This is a genomic window from Phaeodactylibacter luteus, assembly GCF_007993045.1.
Classification (GTDB): domain Bacteria; phylum Bacteroidota; class Bacteroidia; order Chitinophagales; family Saprospiraceae; genus Phaeodactylibacter; species Phaeodactylibacter luteus.
This window is the reverse complement of sequence record NZ_VOOR01000016.1, coordinates 69,616-87,292: the sequence shown is the minus strand read 5'-3', so window position 1 is coordinate 87,292 and position 17,677 is coordinate 69,616. Positions and strand designations below refer to the sequence as shown.

Sequence of the window (17,677 nt, the reverse complement as noted above, 5' to 3'; positions counted from 1 at the left end):
CGCGCCTACCTCATGAGTATGCAGTGGCCCCCAAGGATGCGCTCGTTGCCGTTGGATAGGAGCAGCTTTGCTACATAGGTGTAGACCCCCTCGTTCATAGGGGAGCCCCGGAAGGTGCCGTCCCAACCAATCCGCTGACTGTTGGGCGGGAAGTCCCGGGCTTCATACATCATCCCTCCCCATCGGTCGAAAACTTGGAACTGCAGCACTTGGGCCACCTGGAAATCATTGGCGAATACGGTCAGCAAATCGTTGACCTGATCGCCATTTGGAGAAAAGGCAGTCGGGACAAAAGTACTGATGCGCTCATCTACCTCTATAAATACATCGGCGGACACTTGGCAGCCGTAAATATCGGTCATTGTAAAGGTGTAGTGCCTGCTTTCTATGATTTGGAGGACCGGCTCCATGCAGTCTGTGCAAGACAGCCCGGTAGCTGGCAGCCAGGCCGCCTCGTCGATTAATGCCAAAGGGTATCCTATGAGGGGCCTCAGGGTGTCCATCTCCCCAAGTTTGATGGTGATCTTGGATGGGAGGCTAAGGTAGTCAGCTGCCCCGGCGGGCCAGGCCATCTCTTCTGAAAAGGTGCACCCCCTGCTGTCTGCTATGCGGATATGGTAAGCTTGCCCGGCTTGCAGGAGGTTGGGCAGGCTTTCGAGTGCCATCAGCTGGCCATCTACAAATATTTCAAAAGGCGGGCTGCCGCCCAAAATGGAGAAGGCAAGCTCCCCTGTGTTTTCGAGCCGTTCACAGTCAGGCTGTAGCCCTTGGATAGGGGCAGGGCTGCCTATAGAAAAAGTAAACTCCTGCTGACACCCACCGGCATCAGCGACAGCAAGCACATAATCGCCGGCGGTAAGGCCTTGTCGTTCAAGAGTGGGAGCGGGAAGGTCTAGCCAGAAGTAATCATAAGGAGGGCTGCCCCCTTCTAGTACGACGGAGATGCGGCCGTCTTCCGCCCCAAAGCAGGATACATCTGTGGTGTTGCCCACCGCTCGTATTTCGCGTACGATCACATTGGCGCTGCCTTCAGCCTCGCCCCTGCAGCCGGCGTCAAAGACTTCCGTCAGTTGGTAGGCACCGCTCAGGGTAGCCGGGAAATCCCCGTGGCTGTCCAAAATGAGGGAAGGCTGCTCCTCCCCGTTCAGGAGGTACTTGATCTCCCAGGGCGGAGATCCGGACAACTGCAGCGGCAGCCATGCGGTATCGCCTGCACAAATATCTGCCATACCGCTCAGCACGGCGGAAGGGGGGGCTACCAAGTGGGAGACGGCGGTGTCCATAGCCATATTGCCGCAGGCATCGGTGACCGTCAGCTCATAGGAATTGCCAGCCACTCCTGGTATATCGATAGACGGGCTGTTGCTGCCTGTACTCCAAGCATAGGTGTAGGGCGGGGTGCCGGAAAGGTAGCCGGCCTGCAAAGAGCCTGTGCCACCTTCGCAGATGTAGGCGTCAGGCAATTGCAGCTGCAGGGGCGGGCTGTCCTGAAGGTATACTTTTGTGGAATCGGCATAGCATGCACAGGGGATATCCAGCCAAATAGAGATGTGCTCCTGGGGCTCAGGGATGCCATCATTGTAAACTGTTACCGGAACGCTCACACTGCTGCTGCCAGCCGGGATGGTGACATACCCGGGCAAAGGGGCAAAGTCTTCCCCTGCGGTAGCGGTGCTAGAGGGGTGTACAATATAATTGACAGAAACCGGCTGTTCATCTGGGGCGCCGGGCGGGCGCTCAAAAACGATGGCCGCACCGCCACAGCCTTCCTCAGCAGGTTGCAAGGCCGAAGCCCCCACCGGGCTGGTCTTTACGCTCACTTCTCCGCCAAGGTCAAAGCTGCCTGCTTCCAAGAATACGGCAGAGTCAAAGAAGTTGTCGCCAACGTCGGAGACGACAAGCCTGATCCGGTACGTTTCACAGGGCACCAGGTTCAATTTAGCGGTAAGGCGTACGGTAAAGCCGTCGTACTCAATGAGGCTGAGGTAGGCGCCCGGATGAGGCGGGGTATTGCAAATCACCAAGTCTTCATTGAGCTCGTTATGTACGTAATAGCTCTCGTTTTCCTGGTGGTTGACGTTGTTGATGCTCACAAAATCATTGGTGCCTGGAATGAGGGCAACGTTTTCAGCTTGATTGGAAAAATTACCGTTGATGCCGGGGCCGCTGACAAAAAAGCCGAACACGTCGTTGTAGATGCTGCCGGCAAACTCACAGTACTCTTCGGAGGCAAAAACGTAACTGAAAGAGACGGTAGAATCAAGAGGGACGAAGTCAAAAGCAATGCCCACGGCATCTCGGACATCAAAAGTGGCAAGCAGGCTCAGGTCTGGATCGCCCTGGCTATCGTTGAAGTTGCCAGAGCGGTCAGTGGCTTCATTGGGGCCTGCTGCATGTTCGATGGGGCCGGTGGCGAGTATGATCCCGCGCGACATATCGAGGGTAGATTGCTCGTCCTCAAAGTAGCCAATGCCACGGGTATCGCCAATGGCCTCAATATTGGAGACATTGTCGCAGGTGCCTGCCACGAAGATATCGCGAATGAGCTCTTCTACCGTGTACTCGTTGCTCGTGGCAATGCCATAGGGTGGGGGTGCTGGTGCGGCAGGCACTAACGGGGCATAACGGTAGCCCGCTGTGGCAAGCAGCAAAAGTACATAGATCAGAATATGTGTTACAACTCGTTTGTGCATGCTTTGGGCTGAGCCGGGTTTACCTTCATAAAATATTCAGGGGCAGCCCTGAGGACTGTCCGGAGCACTGGGCTGCCGGGGCAGGAGAGTGCCCCAATTGAAGGGTAATGGGGGGTGTAAGAGCATTGGCACTTACATCATGCTGCAAATGCCGCAGGCACGTTCAGCACGATAGTTGCTATTCACGTATCAAATATAGGTAAAAACAATTTATCGGGCCCAAACCTCGAGAGGTGGCCCTGAGCTGATGGCCGACCGCTGATAGCAATGCAGCGTTGTCTGTTTTTGTGGTGCATCAGTAAGCCAGGCCTGCAAAAAAAGGATTGAGGGTTTAGCTTGAACGTTCGCAGGAATTCCCCTATCTTTGCCGCCGTTAAAAACCCGCCGCTTGGTCTCCAAGGTAAGCGGGTAATGTTTCATCATAATAATTTTAACAAGCCAATGGCAGTTAAAATACGTTTACAGCGAAAGGGCCGCAAGAAGCGTCCTTTCTACCACATCGTGATAGCGGATGGCCGCTCACCTCGTGATGGCCGCTTTATCGAGCGGCTGGGTTCTTACAACCCAATGACAAAGCCTGCTACAATCGAAATCGACCGTGACAAAGCGTTCGACTGGCTCGAAAAAGGAGCTCAGCCAACGGATACTGTCCGAGCTATCCTTCGGTTCAAGGGGGTATACTACAAGCGCCACCTCATGCTTGGTGTCAAGAAAGGTGCGCTCACAGAAGAGCAAGCTGAAGCAAAGTATCAGGAGTGGATCGAGGCTAAAGAAGCTAAAATCGCTAACCGCTTTGAAAAAACAGCTGAAGAAAACCGTCAGCGCCTTGCTGAGCTCTCAGGCACGCCACCGCCCAAGACTGCACCTGTAGTCGAGGAGGAGGAGGCTCCTGTAGAAGAAGCTGCTGCTGAAAGCGTGGAAGGACAGGACGCGGAAGCTCCTGAAGCAGAAGCTCCTGCCGCGGAAGAAGCTCCGGCCGAAGGCGAAGAAGAAAAGAAAGACTAACTCAAGTCTTTGCCGAATGATAAAGGGCGCTGCCTGCTGTACAACAGTGGGCAGCGCCCTTTTGCTATTAAAATCGGGCAAAGCTTGTAGGTTCTGGCGCAATCCGTTATCTTTGTCAGCGTTGGCGATGCAGGAAGCCTGCCTTTCCAACAAACTACCAAGGCAATACTTTAATTCTAATATTCTGACCTGGTAGTGCATTAATTTGCACTATCAGGTTTGTTTTTTAGCCTTGCGCAGGCAAAAGGGTGAAGAAATGCTGCTCCGGCATCTCCAAGAGCGTGTTGGGGCTTTAGTAATCGGTCTGCAAACTGCATTTTTTGATTAGAAGACCAAAATCCCAACACGCTCTAAATGGGCAGCACCGCCCGGGCGCAAGACGTTTATCTACCCGCTTTTGCGGGTCGCTAAAATCAGTTAACCATGCAACCATTAGCGAAAGCTTACATTGAACGGCTAGACACGCTGGCTGCCGAAATCCAGGAGTCTGAAGCGCTGCAAGCCTACCTCGAAGAAGAGGAGGAAGAGCAATATATGGAGTTGAAAGAGGCTTTCGAGCCCCGCATTGCTGAAATATACGACGAGGTGGCCGGCAGCCACCCGCTTCAGCTGATTGACCTCGAAACCTTGCTCTTGAAGCCTGAGTTCGAAGGGCTTTACCTGCCTAAAATCCTCGGGTTTACGGTCCTGAGGGGGGAAGTGCATGCCGAGCGCATGAAGTATGCCCGCCCACAGGACCACTTCAAGGAGGTGCTGCTGGCCATCTGCAATTCTGCTAACTTTGACCTGCTGCGCAAGCGTATCGGGCAGTCTATTCAAATGGGGTTTGCACTGAGCAGCGACATCTGGGTCACTAACCTCATCAATGCTATCGACAACAAGCGGGTGCGTTATTTCTTGCAGGGCCAAAAGCTGGAGCGCTACCGCTTGCTGGAAGAGCGTGTGCTAGGCTATCAGCGCTATCAGCGGCAGTTCCGCAGTGATAACTTTATGTCTGCAGAGTTCCCGCAAAGCCTTTCTGAGCTTAAGGTCCTCTATGCACAGCTCAAACGCTTCCTGCTTTTCCGTGTTAAAGGCGGGTATGACAACTCTAGCATCATACCACACCTCAAAGCATTTGTGGAAAACAAAGAGTTCCAGGGGCATAGGGAGCATATGGAAGTCATGGTGCTCTTCGCCTTGTTCTTCGACTTGGGCGAGGACGACCGTGCTCACCTCTCCAAACACTTCAATGCCATCAGGAAAGATACTGCAGGGTTTGAAGAGTCGTATTTCGATTACCTCCTGGAGCTTCATCTTAGCGAAGATGTGACGATTGCCCCTGAGGCGGACAAACTGATGTCTGAAGTGGTAGACCACAGCATTGAAGACGAGCTGTCGGCTTATTACGGCCTGATGGATGTCATTCACGGCAAAGGTTACACCACAGAGGAAGCACAGGAGGCGGTCAAGCACTTTTACATGCGCAGGGAAGGGCTGAGCGTCATCAACGAGTGTGTGCGTCAGACCATCTACGGCTACTTCGCGCGTTTGGTCAAAAATCTGGAGGTGGCGGATTACCCTGAATTATTCGAAATCTCGAAGCTGTACCCTGCTTACATCAGCATCTTCGCCAATCAGCAGTTCAATCAGCTGCTCAAAGAGCTGAGCCTGGAGTATGTCGGCAAGCTGCTCAAGAAGTACACCGACAAACGGGGCAAAGATTATCAGGATATCAAGAAATTCGTCTCTACTACTTTCCAAGACCTCGGCTTCCTCAAAGAGAAAGAAGTGGTGGAAATGTTCAAAACCCGCCGCAAGCGGAAAAAGGCTGATGCGTAATGCTCTTAGGGGCAAATTGGAAATAAGGCAAAGCGCCCGTTGCACTGCAGCGGGCGCTTTGCCTTTGTGGGCACTCGGGATTTGTTATTTTTGCTACGGCTCGCCTCCGGGCCATTGAACAAATCTAAATTATGAACCCCATCCGCCGATTGCTTTCCTGGCTGCAACGGCTGCTCCTTGGCAGCCCCTCACAGCTGCCTGTGCGGATATTCCGGCAAAATGTCTATACCATGGTCAACAGCCTTACCTTTTCCACTGAAATGGATACCTTATTCCTCATCGATAATGGGCGCGCCATCGCTTTCCCCCTCGACAATAACAAGGGCATCCTCATCGGCACCCTAAAGGGGCAGCTTACCGTTGCTACCGATTTTCAGGCCCCGCCCACTAAAGGGGAAGGCTTGTCTGTATCTTCCGCTCAGCCGCTCGCGCTCAGTGCAAACGGGAAAGAGGCTAAGCTTGATTTTGAAAAAACAGTGTGGTCTGCCGCCTATCACAAACGGAACCTGACGCTCTGCTTTGTTGGCGCTACCGAGGTGGAAATCCGCAAGGGGGGCTCAGAGGTAGACTATAAACCGGAAATCGCCTTCTTTGACTTGTCACGCCACGTATTGAGCGTTCAGCGCAAAGGCAATGCTATACTCTTGAAAAGCCTGGTCTTGCACGAAGAGGAAGAGACGGATGCATAGTGGCCTGGTTGGATAACATGGGTGGGGGAGCCCAAATGCCGCAGGGGGCTAAGCATTCCGGGCTATAGCCTGCCTTGGCCTAGCGCTGCGCAGGGGTGGCCGAAGGCCAGACCCGACGCCTGTAAGGCGAGGGGCCGAGCGGATAGCGAGCCCCGCAGCATAGCGGCACCTGCCATCGGGCAGGGGCAGGCCCCTATCCTTGCGGAGGGGGCAGGCAAAAAAACGACAATTGGGTTTGCGCCCAATAGCATCTGGCCATTTCCAGGTAGAGTGGCTTCGAAAAAGCTAGCGCGGTTGCGCCACACGCTGCCATCTATGCTTCCCCCGCCTGAGCTTGTTTCCTGAACACTTCATTGAGCGGTAAGCCGCTGAGCCTGCTTTGTATCCAATTCAGGAGGAGGTCGTCCATGCCCAAGGGGGGCTTGTTGTCATTGGTGTTGAGATGCTCGGCCAGTGCTTCGAGCATGTCTTTTGCCTCTCCGGGTGCAGCCCGGCCGATTTTTTTCAGATAGGCTGCCGCTGTGCGGAAGAAGTCAGCAGGGAATGCGCCTGTGGCTTTCCGCACCGACCTCGACAAGGCGCGGGAAGCGGATTCCTGCCCGTCTATGTCATCTTGGCTGATGGCCGCAAGCAGTACGATGAGCAGGGTGGAGCACCGGAAGGCAGTGCTGTTGAGGGTGCTGTTGTAATGGTCAAGTACCGTGCCGCCCCAACGGCGGCAAGCTTCCGGCTGCCCAAGGATGAGCAGTAGGACGGTCACGTTGAATGCGATAATGAGCCGGCTGACTTCGTTGAGCCGGTAAAGGGCCATGCCCTCCTCTACTTTTTTGATCAGCTCCTGATGGCCTTCGGCTATGCCAAGGTTGATGTGATAAAGCAGCTGATAGTTGGCCAATTGTTTGAACGCCAGCCGTTGGTCGTGGTAGTTGACCGGCTTTTCATTGGACAAGCGCTGCAGCATCGCTTTGAAGGGGGCATAACGCTTTTGGGTGTAGGTAGCGTGCAGCAGGTTGAAGGCATCGGCAAGGTACCTGTTGTAGCTTTCCTCCCTGATCAGAGGGTAGGCATCCCACCACGCTACCATACGGGCATAAAACTGAGTGGCTTCTTCATGGTCTTCCCTTAAATCGGCAAACAAGGCGCCACACTGCAAATAGCGCCGCTGCGCGTGAGCGGTCTCTGGCATGCCCTCATCACCGCTAAACAGCTCTTCCCCAATCTCTTCCTGAAGCCTTTTTTGTTGCCCCTGATCTTTGGCCAGCTGTATTTTATAGGCCATCGACAGAAAGGTGAGCTCTTCGTTGATGTGCCTGATGTAATCGTCTTTTTCTGAAAGCAGCTGATCGATTTTCTCCCCGTACCCTTGTGGTTTCGTTGTCCAGACAAAGTTCAGCTGTTCCCTGCTGATCTCCAGGAGCGCTAATTGGTCGTCCATAGCCTGTGCCAGCTCGTGCGCCTGCTGCAGCCGTTCTTCACTTTGCTGGTAAAGCCCCCGCTGATATAGCAAGCGGGCGTCAAGCAGCATGGTCTTGATTTTTGCAGTGCGGGATTTGGAGAGGTTGTAATCCCGCATGCTTTGTAGAATCGACTCGTAAAGGTAGTGCTTGTCTGTGGGCAGGCTAGGCCCAAATTGCTGTTGCAGGCTGCCTTCCTCGTATTGGCCCATCTTATTGACCGCCTTGAACAGGTCAAGGTACCGGCTATGGCCCCGCCCGTTCTTTTTGGCATGAAGGGTGAAATACCGCTTTTCAGACCTTGACATGGATTTGATGAGGTCAAAAAGGTCGCTTTGTTGCTTCATTTTGCCGTTTTCTTGTGTTTTGCTACCGTTTTTTGTTAAAAATATACCGTTTTCTGTTAAAGTGGCGAAAAAGCGTATTTTTTTTGACTGCTTTGAAACTTAATCAAATTTCTATTTTAAAACTTTGATAATTAATTGATTATGTGTTTTAGGACCAGGTGTTTTGATCTTAGGAATTTAATATAAGGCTTTTTATTGGTTTGAAACCTGTGCCGGCCTCCCTTAAATTTGTAACTGTAAGCAATCGACAAGGAGCAAAGCAAAAAGAACGCAATGCTCTTCCGGGGGCGCTCCCGGGATACTATGAGGGACTTTCACAGGGCAGCAGGGGCTCCGGCCAGCATCTTTTGGCCACCCCAACGCCTGTAAGACATAAAGGCCAGTATGCCAGGCCGCAAGAATTTAGGGTGTTTTATTTTCAGAAGGGCATGCCCACAAAGGTGGGCATAAACTTAAATGGAGATAAGTAGATAGTTGCTATTTTCGGACTGGGTAGAGCTTTTGCTACTGCCCAGTTCTTTTTTTGCCCCCTTCCCAAAAGCAGGGCTACAGTGGAGATCCCGGCTGTAGCCCTGCTTTTGTTAGGGCTAGAAATACTATGCGCGAGCAGATTGTTTTTTTGGCCTGCCGTGAGGATGGGGGGCTTCCCCTGCCTAACGGCAGGTGCCGCTATGCTGCGGGGCTCGCTATCCGCTCGGCCCTGCGGGCTTCCCACCCCTCCGCAGCGCTAGCCCGCTGCTTTCCTGAAAACCGGAGTTGAGTTGAAGAAGTGGGGGATGGAGCCAATACAAGCCTGCCTGCCAGCGAAGCTAACAGGCAGGCAAGTGCAGTTTAGCGTACGGCCGTCGCCAAAGGAGCCCTTACAGCCACTTCACAAGGGGCAGGTCTTGCCGGTGCGCGAGCTGCTCAGACTTAGGGAAAGCCCGGAAGCCATACTCAAATACGCCAGCGAGCTTGGGGTCAACTGTACAGGTGAATTCTGCAAGCCCGTCCCGGACTGCTTTCAGTTCCAGTTCCTGCGTGAATTTCAGCTCCAGCTCCTCCTCGTTCACCCTGCTGAAGAAGGCGACCTCTACGCCAAGGTCCTCAGGTTGTACGCCGTTGAGGTAAATGCGGAGCGTGGCCTTAAAAGCCTCCCCGGTCTGCAGAGCCTGGTTGTCGCTGTCGAAAGTATCTGCCTGGGCCAGCTCAATGTGGTCCCAGCGTTGTTTCATGTTCTGTTTCCACGCAGCGATGGCTTTGGCCTGCTTGCAGCCATTTTGCCTGGCGAGCTGCCCGCGCTCGTAGAGTTTATTGTAAAACCGGCTGTAGTAGTCATCGAGCATCCGCTTCATGGTAAACTCTGGGGCCACCTCTGCGATAATGGCCCGGATATAAGCTACCCAGCGCTCAGAAATGCCCGTTTCGTCCACGTCATAATACTTAGGGAGTATATCGTGCTCCAGCGTATTGTAGATGGTTTCGGCATCCAGTTCGTTCTGCAGCTCTTGGTTGTCGTACGTCCGCTCAAGGGGCAGCTCCCAGCCGGCATCGGGGCGGAAGCCTTCGGCCCACCAGCCGTCAAGCACGCTGAAGTTCATGACGCCATTGAGGGCGGCCTTCATGCCTGAAGTGCCGGAAGCCTCCTTGGGCCGCGTTGGGGTATTGAGCCAGATGTCTACGCCCTGTACCAGCAGCTTGGCCATTTCCATATTGTAGTTTTCCAGGAAGATAACCTTCCCTTTAAACTCTGGCCGCTTGGAGACTTCAATGATGTGCTTGATGAGCCCCTGCCCGCCACCGTCAGCCGGGTGGGCTTTCCCTGCAAAAAGGAAGATCAGCGGCCGGCCGCTGTTGTTCAGGATGCTTGCCAGCCGGTCGAGGTTGGAAAAGAGGAGGTGTGCTCTTTTGTAGGTTGCAAAACGGCGGGCAAAACCGATGACCAGGGCATCCTCTTGTATCGCATTGAGCAGTTCAAAGATGCTGCGCGGGTTTTCGCCACGGCGGGTCAGGTCTTCCTGTAAAGTATCGCGGACATAGCCCAACAGGCGGGCTTTGAGCTTGCGGCGGATGCCCATGATCTGTTCGGCGGGGACGTCATAGATTTTGCGCCAGTACGCTTTGTTGGACTGATCCTTCAGGAATGCTTCGCCAAATGTCTCCACGTACAAGTCGTGCCACTCTTTGGCAATCCAGGTCGGGTAGTGTACAGAGTTGGTCACATAGTGGATGTGCAGCTCTTCCGGATTGTAGCCGGGGTAAAGCACATTGAACATTTTCTGGGAAACAGCGCCGTGCAGGCGGCTTACCCCGTTGACTTCCTGTGAAAGGCGGATGGCCAAGTGGCTCATGGAGAAGAGCTCATCGTGGTTGTGCGGGTCGATTTTGCCAAGCGCGACGAACGTCTGCCAATCTATGCCAAGCTCAAGCGCATAATTGTACAGGTAGTCCCGTAAAAGGTTTTCGTGAAAGTAGTCATGCCCGGCGGGTACCGGAGTGTGCGTGGTGAACAAGGATGTGGCGCGCACAGCCTCTACCGCTGCCGCGTAGCTGAGCTGTTGTTCCCGGACGTACCCCCGGAGCCTTTCCAGGTTAAGGAAAGCGGCATGGCCTTCATTGCAGTGGTAAATGTCAGCTTCAACGCCGAGCGCCTGCAGGGCCCGGGCCCCGCCAATGCCCAATAAAATTTCCTGCCGGAGCCGGTGCTCGTTGTCGCCTCCATAGAGCTGATGGGTCAGGGTGCGGTCATGCCAGTCGTTTTCGTCTATATCCGTATCCATCAGGTAAAGGGATATCCGCCCCACTTTCAGCTCCCAGATTTTCGCGTAGACCATCCGCCCTTTGAGGCCTACACTGATTTTCAGCCACTCTCCCTGAGCGTCACGCACTGGGCGGATAGGGAGTTTTGTGAATTTTTGAGGGGGGTAGTTGTTGATTTGGTCCCCATGCAGGGAAATCGCCTGCTCGAAGTACCCATAGCGGTACAGCAGCCCGACGGCGACCATGTTGGAGTTGGAGTCAGAAGCTTCCTTCAGGTAGTCGCCTGCCAGTACGCCCAGCCCTCCAGAGTACAACCGTAAACTGATATGAAGGCCGTATTCCATGCTGAAATAGGCAATCTGCGGGCTATCGGCCGCTGGCTCTTCCGAAAGGTAAGACTGGAACTCAGCGTATACCGAATTGAGCTGTTGGATGAAACTGCTGTCTGCAGCCAGCTCTTGTGCTCGTGCCGGGCTCAGCTCTTCAAGCAGGGCTACCGGGTTGTAGCGGAGGCTGATGAACTGCTCCCGGTCTATCGATTCGAACAGCTCAATCGCGCTTTTGCTCCAAGACCACCATAGGTTGTTCGCCAGCTCTTTGAGCGGCTGCAGGGGTTCGGGTAGTTTCGCCTCTATGTAAATGCGCTTCAGCTGTATTTGCTTGTCTTTCAATTGTCCAATCATCTTAGATATTCGGTTGATACCCAACAAAAATAACCGGATTACTCCGGAAACAGGTAAGTATTCTTGTGAAATTTACACTAAGTATGTGCCCCCTTTTTGCACTGCTCTGCAAGGCCCTGCAGCAGGGCCCAGGTTTTTTTTACATGCCGCTCCTCAACGTAAGTTTGGCCGATCACCATGCGCAAGGTATAGGTATTCCCTATTTTGGTATGCGTCAGGTAGGCCTCACCGCTGGAGTTGACCCGCTGGAGCAGAGACTCGTTCAGCTCATCCAGGTATTGGGGCGGCAGGCCCTGCGGGGCATAGCGGAAGCAGGTGGCATTAAGGAAAGGGGGCATGAGCAGTTCAAAATCAGCATGCTGCTCCACGCCCTCCGCAAATGCCCGGTTCAATTGTATATGATGCCTCAGTTTTTCCTGCATCCCATTAAGCCCATAAGACCGCATGACAAACCAGAGCTTCAAGGCCCGGAACCGCCGCCCAAGGGGGATGCCCCAGTCTCGGTAGTCATTGACCTGCCCCCGGGTCGCCGTGCGCAGGTATTCCGGCAGGATGTCTAGCGTGCGGACCAGGATGCCAGGGTCTTTAACGTAGTAGGCGGTACAGTCGAAGTTGGTGAACAGCCATTTGTGCGGGTTGAAAACAAAACTGTCGGCCTGTGCTATGCCTTCCCCCATCCACTGGTATTCTGGCAAGAGCAGAGCAGAGCCGGCATAGGCTGCATCCACGTGGTGCCAGATGTCATATTCCTGGCATATCCGGCTGATCTCCTTTATGGGGTCAACGGCCAATGTGCCAGTAGTGCCAATAGCCGAAACGACACAGCACGGCTGTAGGCCTGCTTGTAGGTCTGCCCGGATCTGAGCTTCCAGGGCTTCTGCTTGCATGGCCAGCTGCTCATCTACGGGGATTTTTATGAGGTTGCGCCGGCCAATACCGGCAATTTTCACGCCCTTCTCTATAGAGGAGTGGGTCTGCGTGGAACAGTATACCCTAAGGTGTCCAGGAGTGCCGGTTTCATTGGACTGGAAATCAGTGGCTTTTTCGCGGGCGGTGAGCAGTGCTACAAGCGTAGCGGAAGATGCCGTATCTTGTATGACGCCCTCCCAGTTTGAGGGGAGCCCCATAGCATCGCGTAGCCATTCCATCATGCGCTCTTCCAGCTCTGCCGCAGCAGGGGAGGTTTCCCAGATCATACCCTGCACCCCCAGGGCTGCGGTCAGCATCTCTGCATAGACCGACTCTACTGAGCTGTTGGCGGGGAAGTAGGCATGGAAGTTGGGGTGCTGCCAATGGGTGATACCGGGCAGGATGATATCGCTAAGGTCTTTGAGCATATCCGGGATAGGCTCCCCCTCAGCAGGGATATGGGCTGGTATCTGCTGATAAATTTCGCCTGGCTTTACTGCAGATTTCACCGGCAGCTGCTCCAATTGCTGAAAGTAGTCTGCTATCCATTTGGTAATGGCACTTGCATATAAGCTGAAGTCTTTTCGGTCTAGCATGGTCGTTTTCCGTTTGAGAAGCAGCAAAATAGCAATGAGGGGCAAAGTTCCCAAATTAAGGCAGGCCAATACCTTTGCGGATAGCTGGAATGACTGGCTAGCTTTTCAGCCTTTGCAAAGCGCCAGCCCACGTCTTCCGTTCAGAATGATTATTTTCGCCCCGAACAAAAAAATCTAGCTATGCCCTATACCAATTTATTGATTGACGGACAGGACGGTATCCTCATCGTGACCCTCAACCGCCCGAAAGCCCTTAATGCGCTCAATAGCAAAACGATGGCAGAGCTCCGTCATTTCTTTGCCGAAGATGCTCCAAAAAGGGAGGGCTTGAAAGGGGTGATCCTAACTGGCGCTGGCGAAAAAGCGTTTGTTGCAGGGGCAGATATCAAAGAGTTTTTAGCATTGGATGCGCAGAAAGGGCAGGATATGGCCCGGCAGGGGCAGGATATTTTCTTCCTGATCGAGCGCTTCCCGAAGCCGGTCATCGCTCTCGTCAATGGTTTCGCCTTGGGCGGCGGGTGCGAGCTGGCCATGGCCTGCCATCTTAGGATCGCTACCCCGGAAGCCCGCTTTGGCCAGCCGGAAGTCAACCTTGGGCTTATCCCTGGCTACGGGGGCACACAGCGGCTGATACAGTACCTCGGCAAGACCAAAGCTACGGAGCTGCTGCTTACTGCAGATATGCTTTCAGCAGAAGACGCTCTTCGTCATGGCTTGCTCAATGCAGTCCTTCCGGCAGGGGAGGCTATGGAGCTGGCCAAAAAAATGGTCGCCAAAATTGCAGCGAAAGGGCCTGTGGCCATCGCGAAAACCATAGAAGCCATCAATGCTTATTTCCAGTATGATGTAGACGGCTTCGAGAAAGAAGTTGCTGCCTTTGGCGAAACGACAGGCACTGCGGACTTCCGGGAAGGGGCTGCTGCGTTTATCGAGAAGCGCAAGCCTGATTTCAAAGGGCAATAAGCTTTGCCTGAAAGGGGCGCAAACCAGATTGCCGTTTTTTGAGCCTGCCCCTGCCAGCGGGCAGGGGCCGCTATGCTACGGGGCTCGCTGCCCGCTCGGCCCCTCGCCCTACAGGCGTCGGGTCTGGCCTTCGGCCACCCCTGCGCAGCGCTAGGCCAATGCCAGGCTAGAGCCCCAAAAGCATAAACGCCTGCGACATTTTGGTTCTCGCCCCCTGAAAGGGGGATAACGCTGCAGCGGGGCTGCTGCAAAACTGCAGCAGCCCCGCTATAGGTATCCAGCAAAAGGCGGATGTCAATGACCAGCTACCTGCTCCTTATGCTTGCGCATTTGGCGCTTTACCTTATCCGTCGCAGCGGCTACAGCCTTTTCAAAAACATCGCTGCGCTCCTCTGCAAAGAAGGTATGGCCAGGAATGTCTATGCGGAGCTCCACAATCTGCTCCTCAGCGTGGCGGTGGCGGTTCTCGCCAATTTTTAGGTACATTTCTGCGTTAGTGATGGTGTTGGCGTACTGCGTGAGCTTACCGACTTTTTCTTGGATCAATTCATTCAGGTAGTCGTTCACCTGGAAAGTGGCATTCACTTGTACTTTCATCTCGTCGTGGTTAGTTCGGTTAGAAATTGGGCAGCTCCGGTACTTTTACTTGCTCTGCCCTTTTGTTGTACTGCTAAGATAAAGGCACTGCCACTGCCCCTGATTGATCATTGTCAACTGCAATGGCTGATCCTTATCATATCTTTGTTATGGAACAAAGGCATACATCATGAAAACGCCTCTGCTTATTGTTAGTTTGTTGTTGGCAGCTTGCGCGGTTTGGGCGCAAGACCTCTCAGGGGAATGGGAGGGCTGGCTCGTGCAGGAGGGCAAGGCAGATACCTTCCGCTATGCGCTGCAATTGGCACAGGCAGGGCAGGGGGTGAGCGGTACAGCACGAGCAGAGACTATGGATGGGCGGCATGCGGCTCGTTTTCAGGTCACAGGGCTTTGGGATGGCGCGAAGCTGGTGCTGCAGGAAGTGGCCCAATTGTCGCCGCAGTCACCTGCCTGGTGCATGAAATACGCCACTTTAGAAAGTTCAGCTGACGGCCAGCGCCTAAGCGGGCCTTGGCGGGCTGATGGCTGTACGCCTGGGCAAATGTCCCTGCATAGGCCTGGCGCTCCACACGTCAGGCAGGAGGCTGTAGAGGGCATTGAAGGGCAATGGTCAGGAGCGCTTTCCCAATCCGACCGCGGCTATGGCTTTTACATTGCTCTTAACTTGAAAGCGGATGGACAAGGGGTATCTTATATCGTATCTGAGGGCAGTGGCGGCAGTGCTAAAATGGCCTTGTCTTATACATTCGATGCGGTTTCAGGCGTGCTGCAATTCGAAGAGAGCAAGGTCGTAGAAAGAGAGGACCCCGACTGGCCTTGGTGCATCAAATCTGGCAGCTTGCGTTTCCGTAAGGAAGAAAACCGCCTGGTGCTCGATGGAGGCTGGAAGGGCTTTATTGAGGGGTACAACTTGGAAACCGGGCCTTGTGCAAGCGGCAGCCTGTACTTGGAGCGTGCCCTCCTCAACCCAGAAGCTGTTCAGGTACAGCAAGCCGTATCCCGTCCCTATGAGTCAGATAATCAGCGGGCCATCAAGGTGCAGCGGGTAGTGGAAGTGGCTGCCCCCAACCTGAAAATAAAAATATGGGACAACGGTACAGTCGATGGGGACGTCGCCACTCTTTTCCTGAACGGGGAGCGCATTCTTCATCAGTACCGCGTGAGCAAGCGCCGCATCGCCATCCCGGTCACCCTTTCCCAGCCTTCCAATTTCCTGGTACTGCATGCAGACGACCTGGGCGATATCCGTCCTAACACCGTGGCGGTGGCTATTGATGATGGCGTGCGCGAGCAGACCATCATCGTCAGCTCCAATCTGGAAGAAAGCGGCGCGCTCATGATCCGGCAGTTCAAGGTAGAATGAGCGCCCGTGCTAACGCTATTGCCGTTCGCCGGTAAATTGGCCGTTAGGCTGCAGGAGCGTGATTTTTTGAGCTTTGCCATCCCTGCCAGTGAGGAATCGGGCTTTGTAGCCATCTAGGCCCCGGAGGCGGAAAGTCTCCTCTTCTACATGTTCAAGGGTATAAACGGGCTGTCCAGGGACTTCCAGCTTTAGCGCCCCATCTTCTACCCGGACCTGTACCTTCTGCACCCCCATGATGAGGTAGTCGCCGGCAAAGGCTTGCAGCTCTTCCACGGTAAAGTCTCTGTTTTCAGGCTGCCGCTCAAAGGAAAGGGGCGGCAGCGCTGGCTCAAGTGGGGCCATCAGTTGGCTGATTTTGCCTTCCTCATTGCTTATGAACTGTATTTTTAGTTGCTCGTACCCGTTTTCCTGAGGCGTGAAGACATCATAATGGTAATGTTCTAGCCGTATGAGGCCGGTGTCTGAAACGGTTTTCAGCCCAAGCTGCCCGTCTCCGGCTTCCACAATGACAAGGTCGTCATAGCCTGGGTTGTGGTACACGCCGGTGTAGTCTGCCAAAGGATGGGAAGGGCGGGTCCCGGGCACTCGCGCCAGGTCTTCGGGCGCAGCCTCAGGCTTAGCGGACATTTCCTTCCATCGGGCCAGCTGAGGGGTGTTCCAGTCTGTTCCCTCCTCTCCCAGCAGGTAGTCAAAGATAAAGTTGCGTAAGATGCGCGGTGCTGGCGTACCGTTGAGGTTGGAGAGAATGGCAACGCCAATGGAATCTCCTGGCAGCAATGCGACCTCAGCAGAGAACCCATCGATATTCCCGCCGTGTGCTACGAGCCTGTGCCCCTTGTGATGGCTTAAGAACCATCCCAGCCCGTAGGCAGAAGGCGCCCCCTGATTGTCGAACAGCAAAGCCTGGCCCCACGCTTCGGATATGGCCATAGCGGGTTGTTGGCACGCTGCTATTGAGGCAGGGCTGGCTATCGTTTGACCTTTCCACGCCCCCCCATTGAGCTGTGCCCCGAGCCAAGGGATGAGGGCGGCTGCGCTGGCTTGGATCGAGCCTGCAGGGCCTATGGTACGGATATCTCGGTAAGGGACGCGAGTGACCTCCTGCTCCTCTTCGAGGGCATACGGGCGGGCTGCATTGGGGTCCGCTTCCATCTCAGCAACATCAAACCCGGTCCGTTCCATACCCAAGGGCTCGAATATTTGTGTCTCAATCTGTGTTTCCCAATCCGACTGGCTCACCTGGCCAGCTAGGTAGCCGGCGGTGAGGAACATTAAGTTTTGATATTGGAAAGACTCCCGGAAACCGGCGCTAGGCGCTAAGTGTTCTAGCCGGGCAATGAGCGCTTCCCGGCTAGCTGGCGAGCCGTACCAGCTCAAATCATGCCGGGGTAGCCCAGAACGATGGCAGAGCAAGTCCTTTACCGTAAGGTGGCGGGAAACATAGGGGTCGGACATGCGGAAGCTGGGAAGGTGTACTGCCACGGGGTCATCGAGGTTGAGCAGCCCCGCCTCTGCCTGCTGCAAAACGCCAAGGGCGGTAAAGGCTTTTGTGGCAGAACCAATGCAGAAGAGGGTCTGGCCATCTACGGGCAGTTGGGCTTCCAGGTCGCGCAGGCCGTAGCCTTTGATGTAGGCGCCTTTCCCGCCTTCAATTATGGCAACAGCCATGCCCGGCACTTTCCAGTCGCGCAGCAGCTGCAGCGCCATACTGTCGATAGGGGCAAAGTCTGTAGATTGGGCCCGCAGGGTAGGGTAGGGCTGAAGGATGCCAACGGCAGCAGCAAGGGCCAAAAACGCAGCGTATACCTTTCTCATAGG

The 17,677-nt window shown here is 54.4% G+C and carries 11 protein-coding genes; 5 read left to right on the top strand and 6 right to left on the bottom strand.

The genetic code is table 11. The features are described 5' to 3' along the window. Nucleotides 1-5: 5 nt before the first annotated feature. A complete protein-coding gene (locus FRY97_RS09545; protein ID WP_147167228.1) occupies nt 6-2,693 on the bottom strand; it encodes a choice-of-anchor L domain-containing protein in 2,688 nt (895 codons plus the stop codon). Between the two features lie 441 nt (nt 2,694-3,134). Between FRY97_RS09545 and FRY97_RS09540 the strand changes: the two genes are divergently transcribed. The 3 genes from FRY97_RS09540 (at nt 3,135) to FRY97_RS09530 (ending at nt 6,208) form a co-directional block, all read left to right on the top strand. Then, nucleotides 3,135-3,698 carry a 30S ribosomal protein S16 gene (locus tag FRY97_RS09540; protein WP_147167226.1) on the top strand — a complete coding sequence of 188 codons (564 nt, stop codon included), beginning with the start codon at nt 3,135-3,137 and terminating at the stop codon, nt 3,696-3,698. 423 nt (nt 3,699-4,121) lie between these two features. Continuing rightward, nucleotides 4,122-5,519, top strand: coding sequence for a hypothetical protein (locus tag FRY97_RS09535; protein WP_147167225.1), 1,398 nt, complete (start codon nt 4,122-4,124; stop codon nt 5,517-5,519). Nucleotides 5,520-5,650: 131 nt separating this feature from the next. Further along, entirely contained in the window at nt 5,651-6,208 is a 558-nt protein-coding gene (locus FRY97_RS09530; protein WP_147167224.1) for a hypothetical protein, read from the top strand. Nucleotides 6,209-6,521: 313 nt separating this feature from the next. Here FRY97_RS09530 and FRY97_RS09525 read toward each other — a convergent pair whose 3' ends face one another. The 3 genes from FRY97_RS09525 to FRY97_RS09515 all read right to left on the bottom strand — a co-directional run bounded on the left by FRY97_RS09525 (nt 6,522) and on the right by FRY97_RS09515 (nt 12,936). Beyond that, nucleotides 6,522-8,009, bottom strand: a complete 1,488-nt coding sequence (locus FRY97_RS09525; RefSeq protein ID WP_147167223.1) for a hypothetical protein — start codon at nt 8,007-8,009, stop codon at nt 6,522-6,524. 860 nt (nt 8,010-8,869) lie between these two features. Beyond that, a complete protein-coding gene (gene glgP / locus FRY97_RS09520) occupies nt 8,870-11,431 on the bottom strand; it encodes an alpha-glucan family phosphorylase (RefSeq protein ID WP_147167221.1) in 2,562 nt (853 codons plus the stop codon). 77 nt (nt 11,432-11,508) lie between these two features. Continuing rightward, nucleotides 11,509-12,936 carry a pyridoxal phosphate-dependent decarboxylase family protein gene (locus FRY97_RS09515; protein ID WP_147167220.1) on the bottom strand — a complete coding sequence of 476 codons (1,428 nt, stop codon included), beginning with the start codon at nt 12,934-12,936 and terminating at the stop codon, nt 11,509-11,511. Nucleotides 12,937-13,116: 180 nt separating this feature from the next. On the opposite strand from FRY97_RS09515, the gene FRY97_RS09510 reads away from it, so the two are divergent. After that, the gene (locus tag FRY97_RS09510) at nt 13,117-13,899 is read left to right on the top strand and encodes an enoyl-CoA hydratase/isomerase family protein (RefSeq protein WP_147167218.1); all 783 of its coding nucleotides are present in this window, start codon (nt 13,117-13,119) and stop codon (nt 13,897-13,899) included. Nucleotides 13,900-14,193: 294 nt separating this feature from the next. Here FRY97_RS09510 and hpf read toward each other — a convergent pair whose 3' ends face one another. Beyond that, entirely contained in the window at nt 14,194-14,496 is a 303-nt protein-coding gene (gene hpf / locus FRY97_RS09505) for a ribosome hibernation-promoting factor, HPF/YfiA family (protein WP_147167217.1), read from the bottom strand. Between the two features lie 169 nt (nt 14,497-14,665). On the opposite strand from hpf, the gene FRY97_RS09500 reads away from it, so the two are divergent. Further along, a complete protein-coding gene (locus tag FRY97_RS09500) occupies nt 14,666-15,859 on the top strand; it encodes a DNA binding protein (protein WP_147167215.1) in 1,194 nt (397 codons plus the stop codon). A 15-nt stretch (nt 15,860-15,874) separates the two neighbouring features. Here FRY97_RS09500 and FRY97_RS09495 read toward each other — a convergent pair whose 3' ends face one another. Further along, entirely contained in the window at nt 15,875-17,674 is a 1,800-nt protein-coding gene (locus FRY97_RS09495; RefSeq protein WP_147167214.1) for a serine hydrolase, read from the bottom strand. Nucleotides 17,675-17,677: the final 3 nt, after the last annotated feature.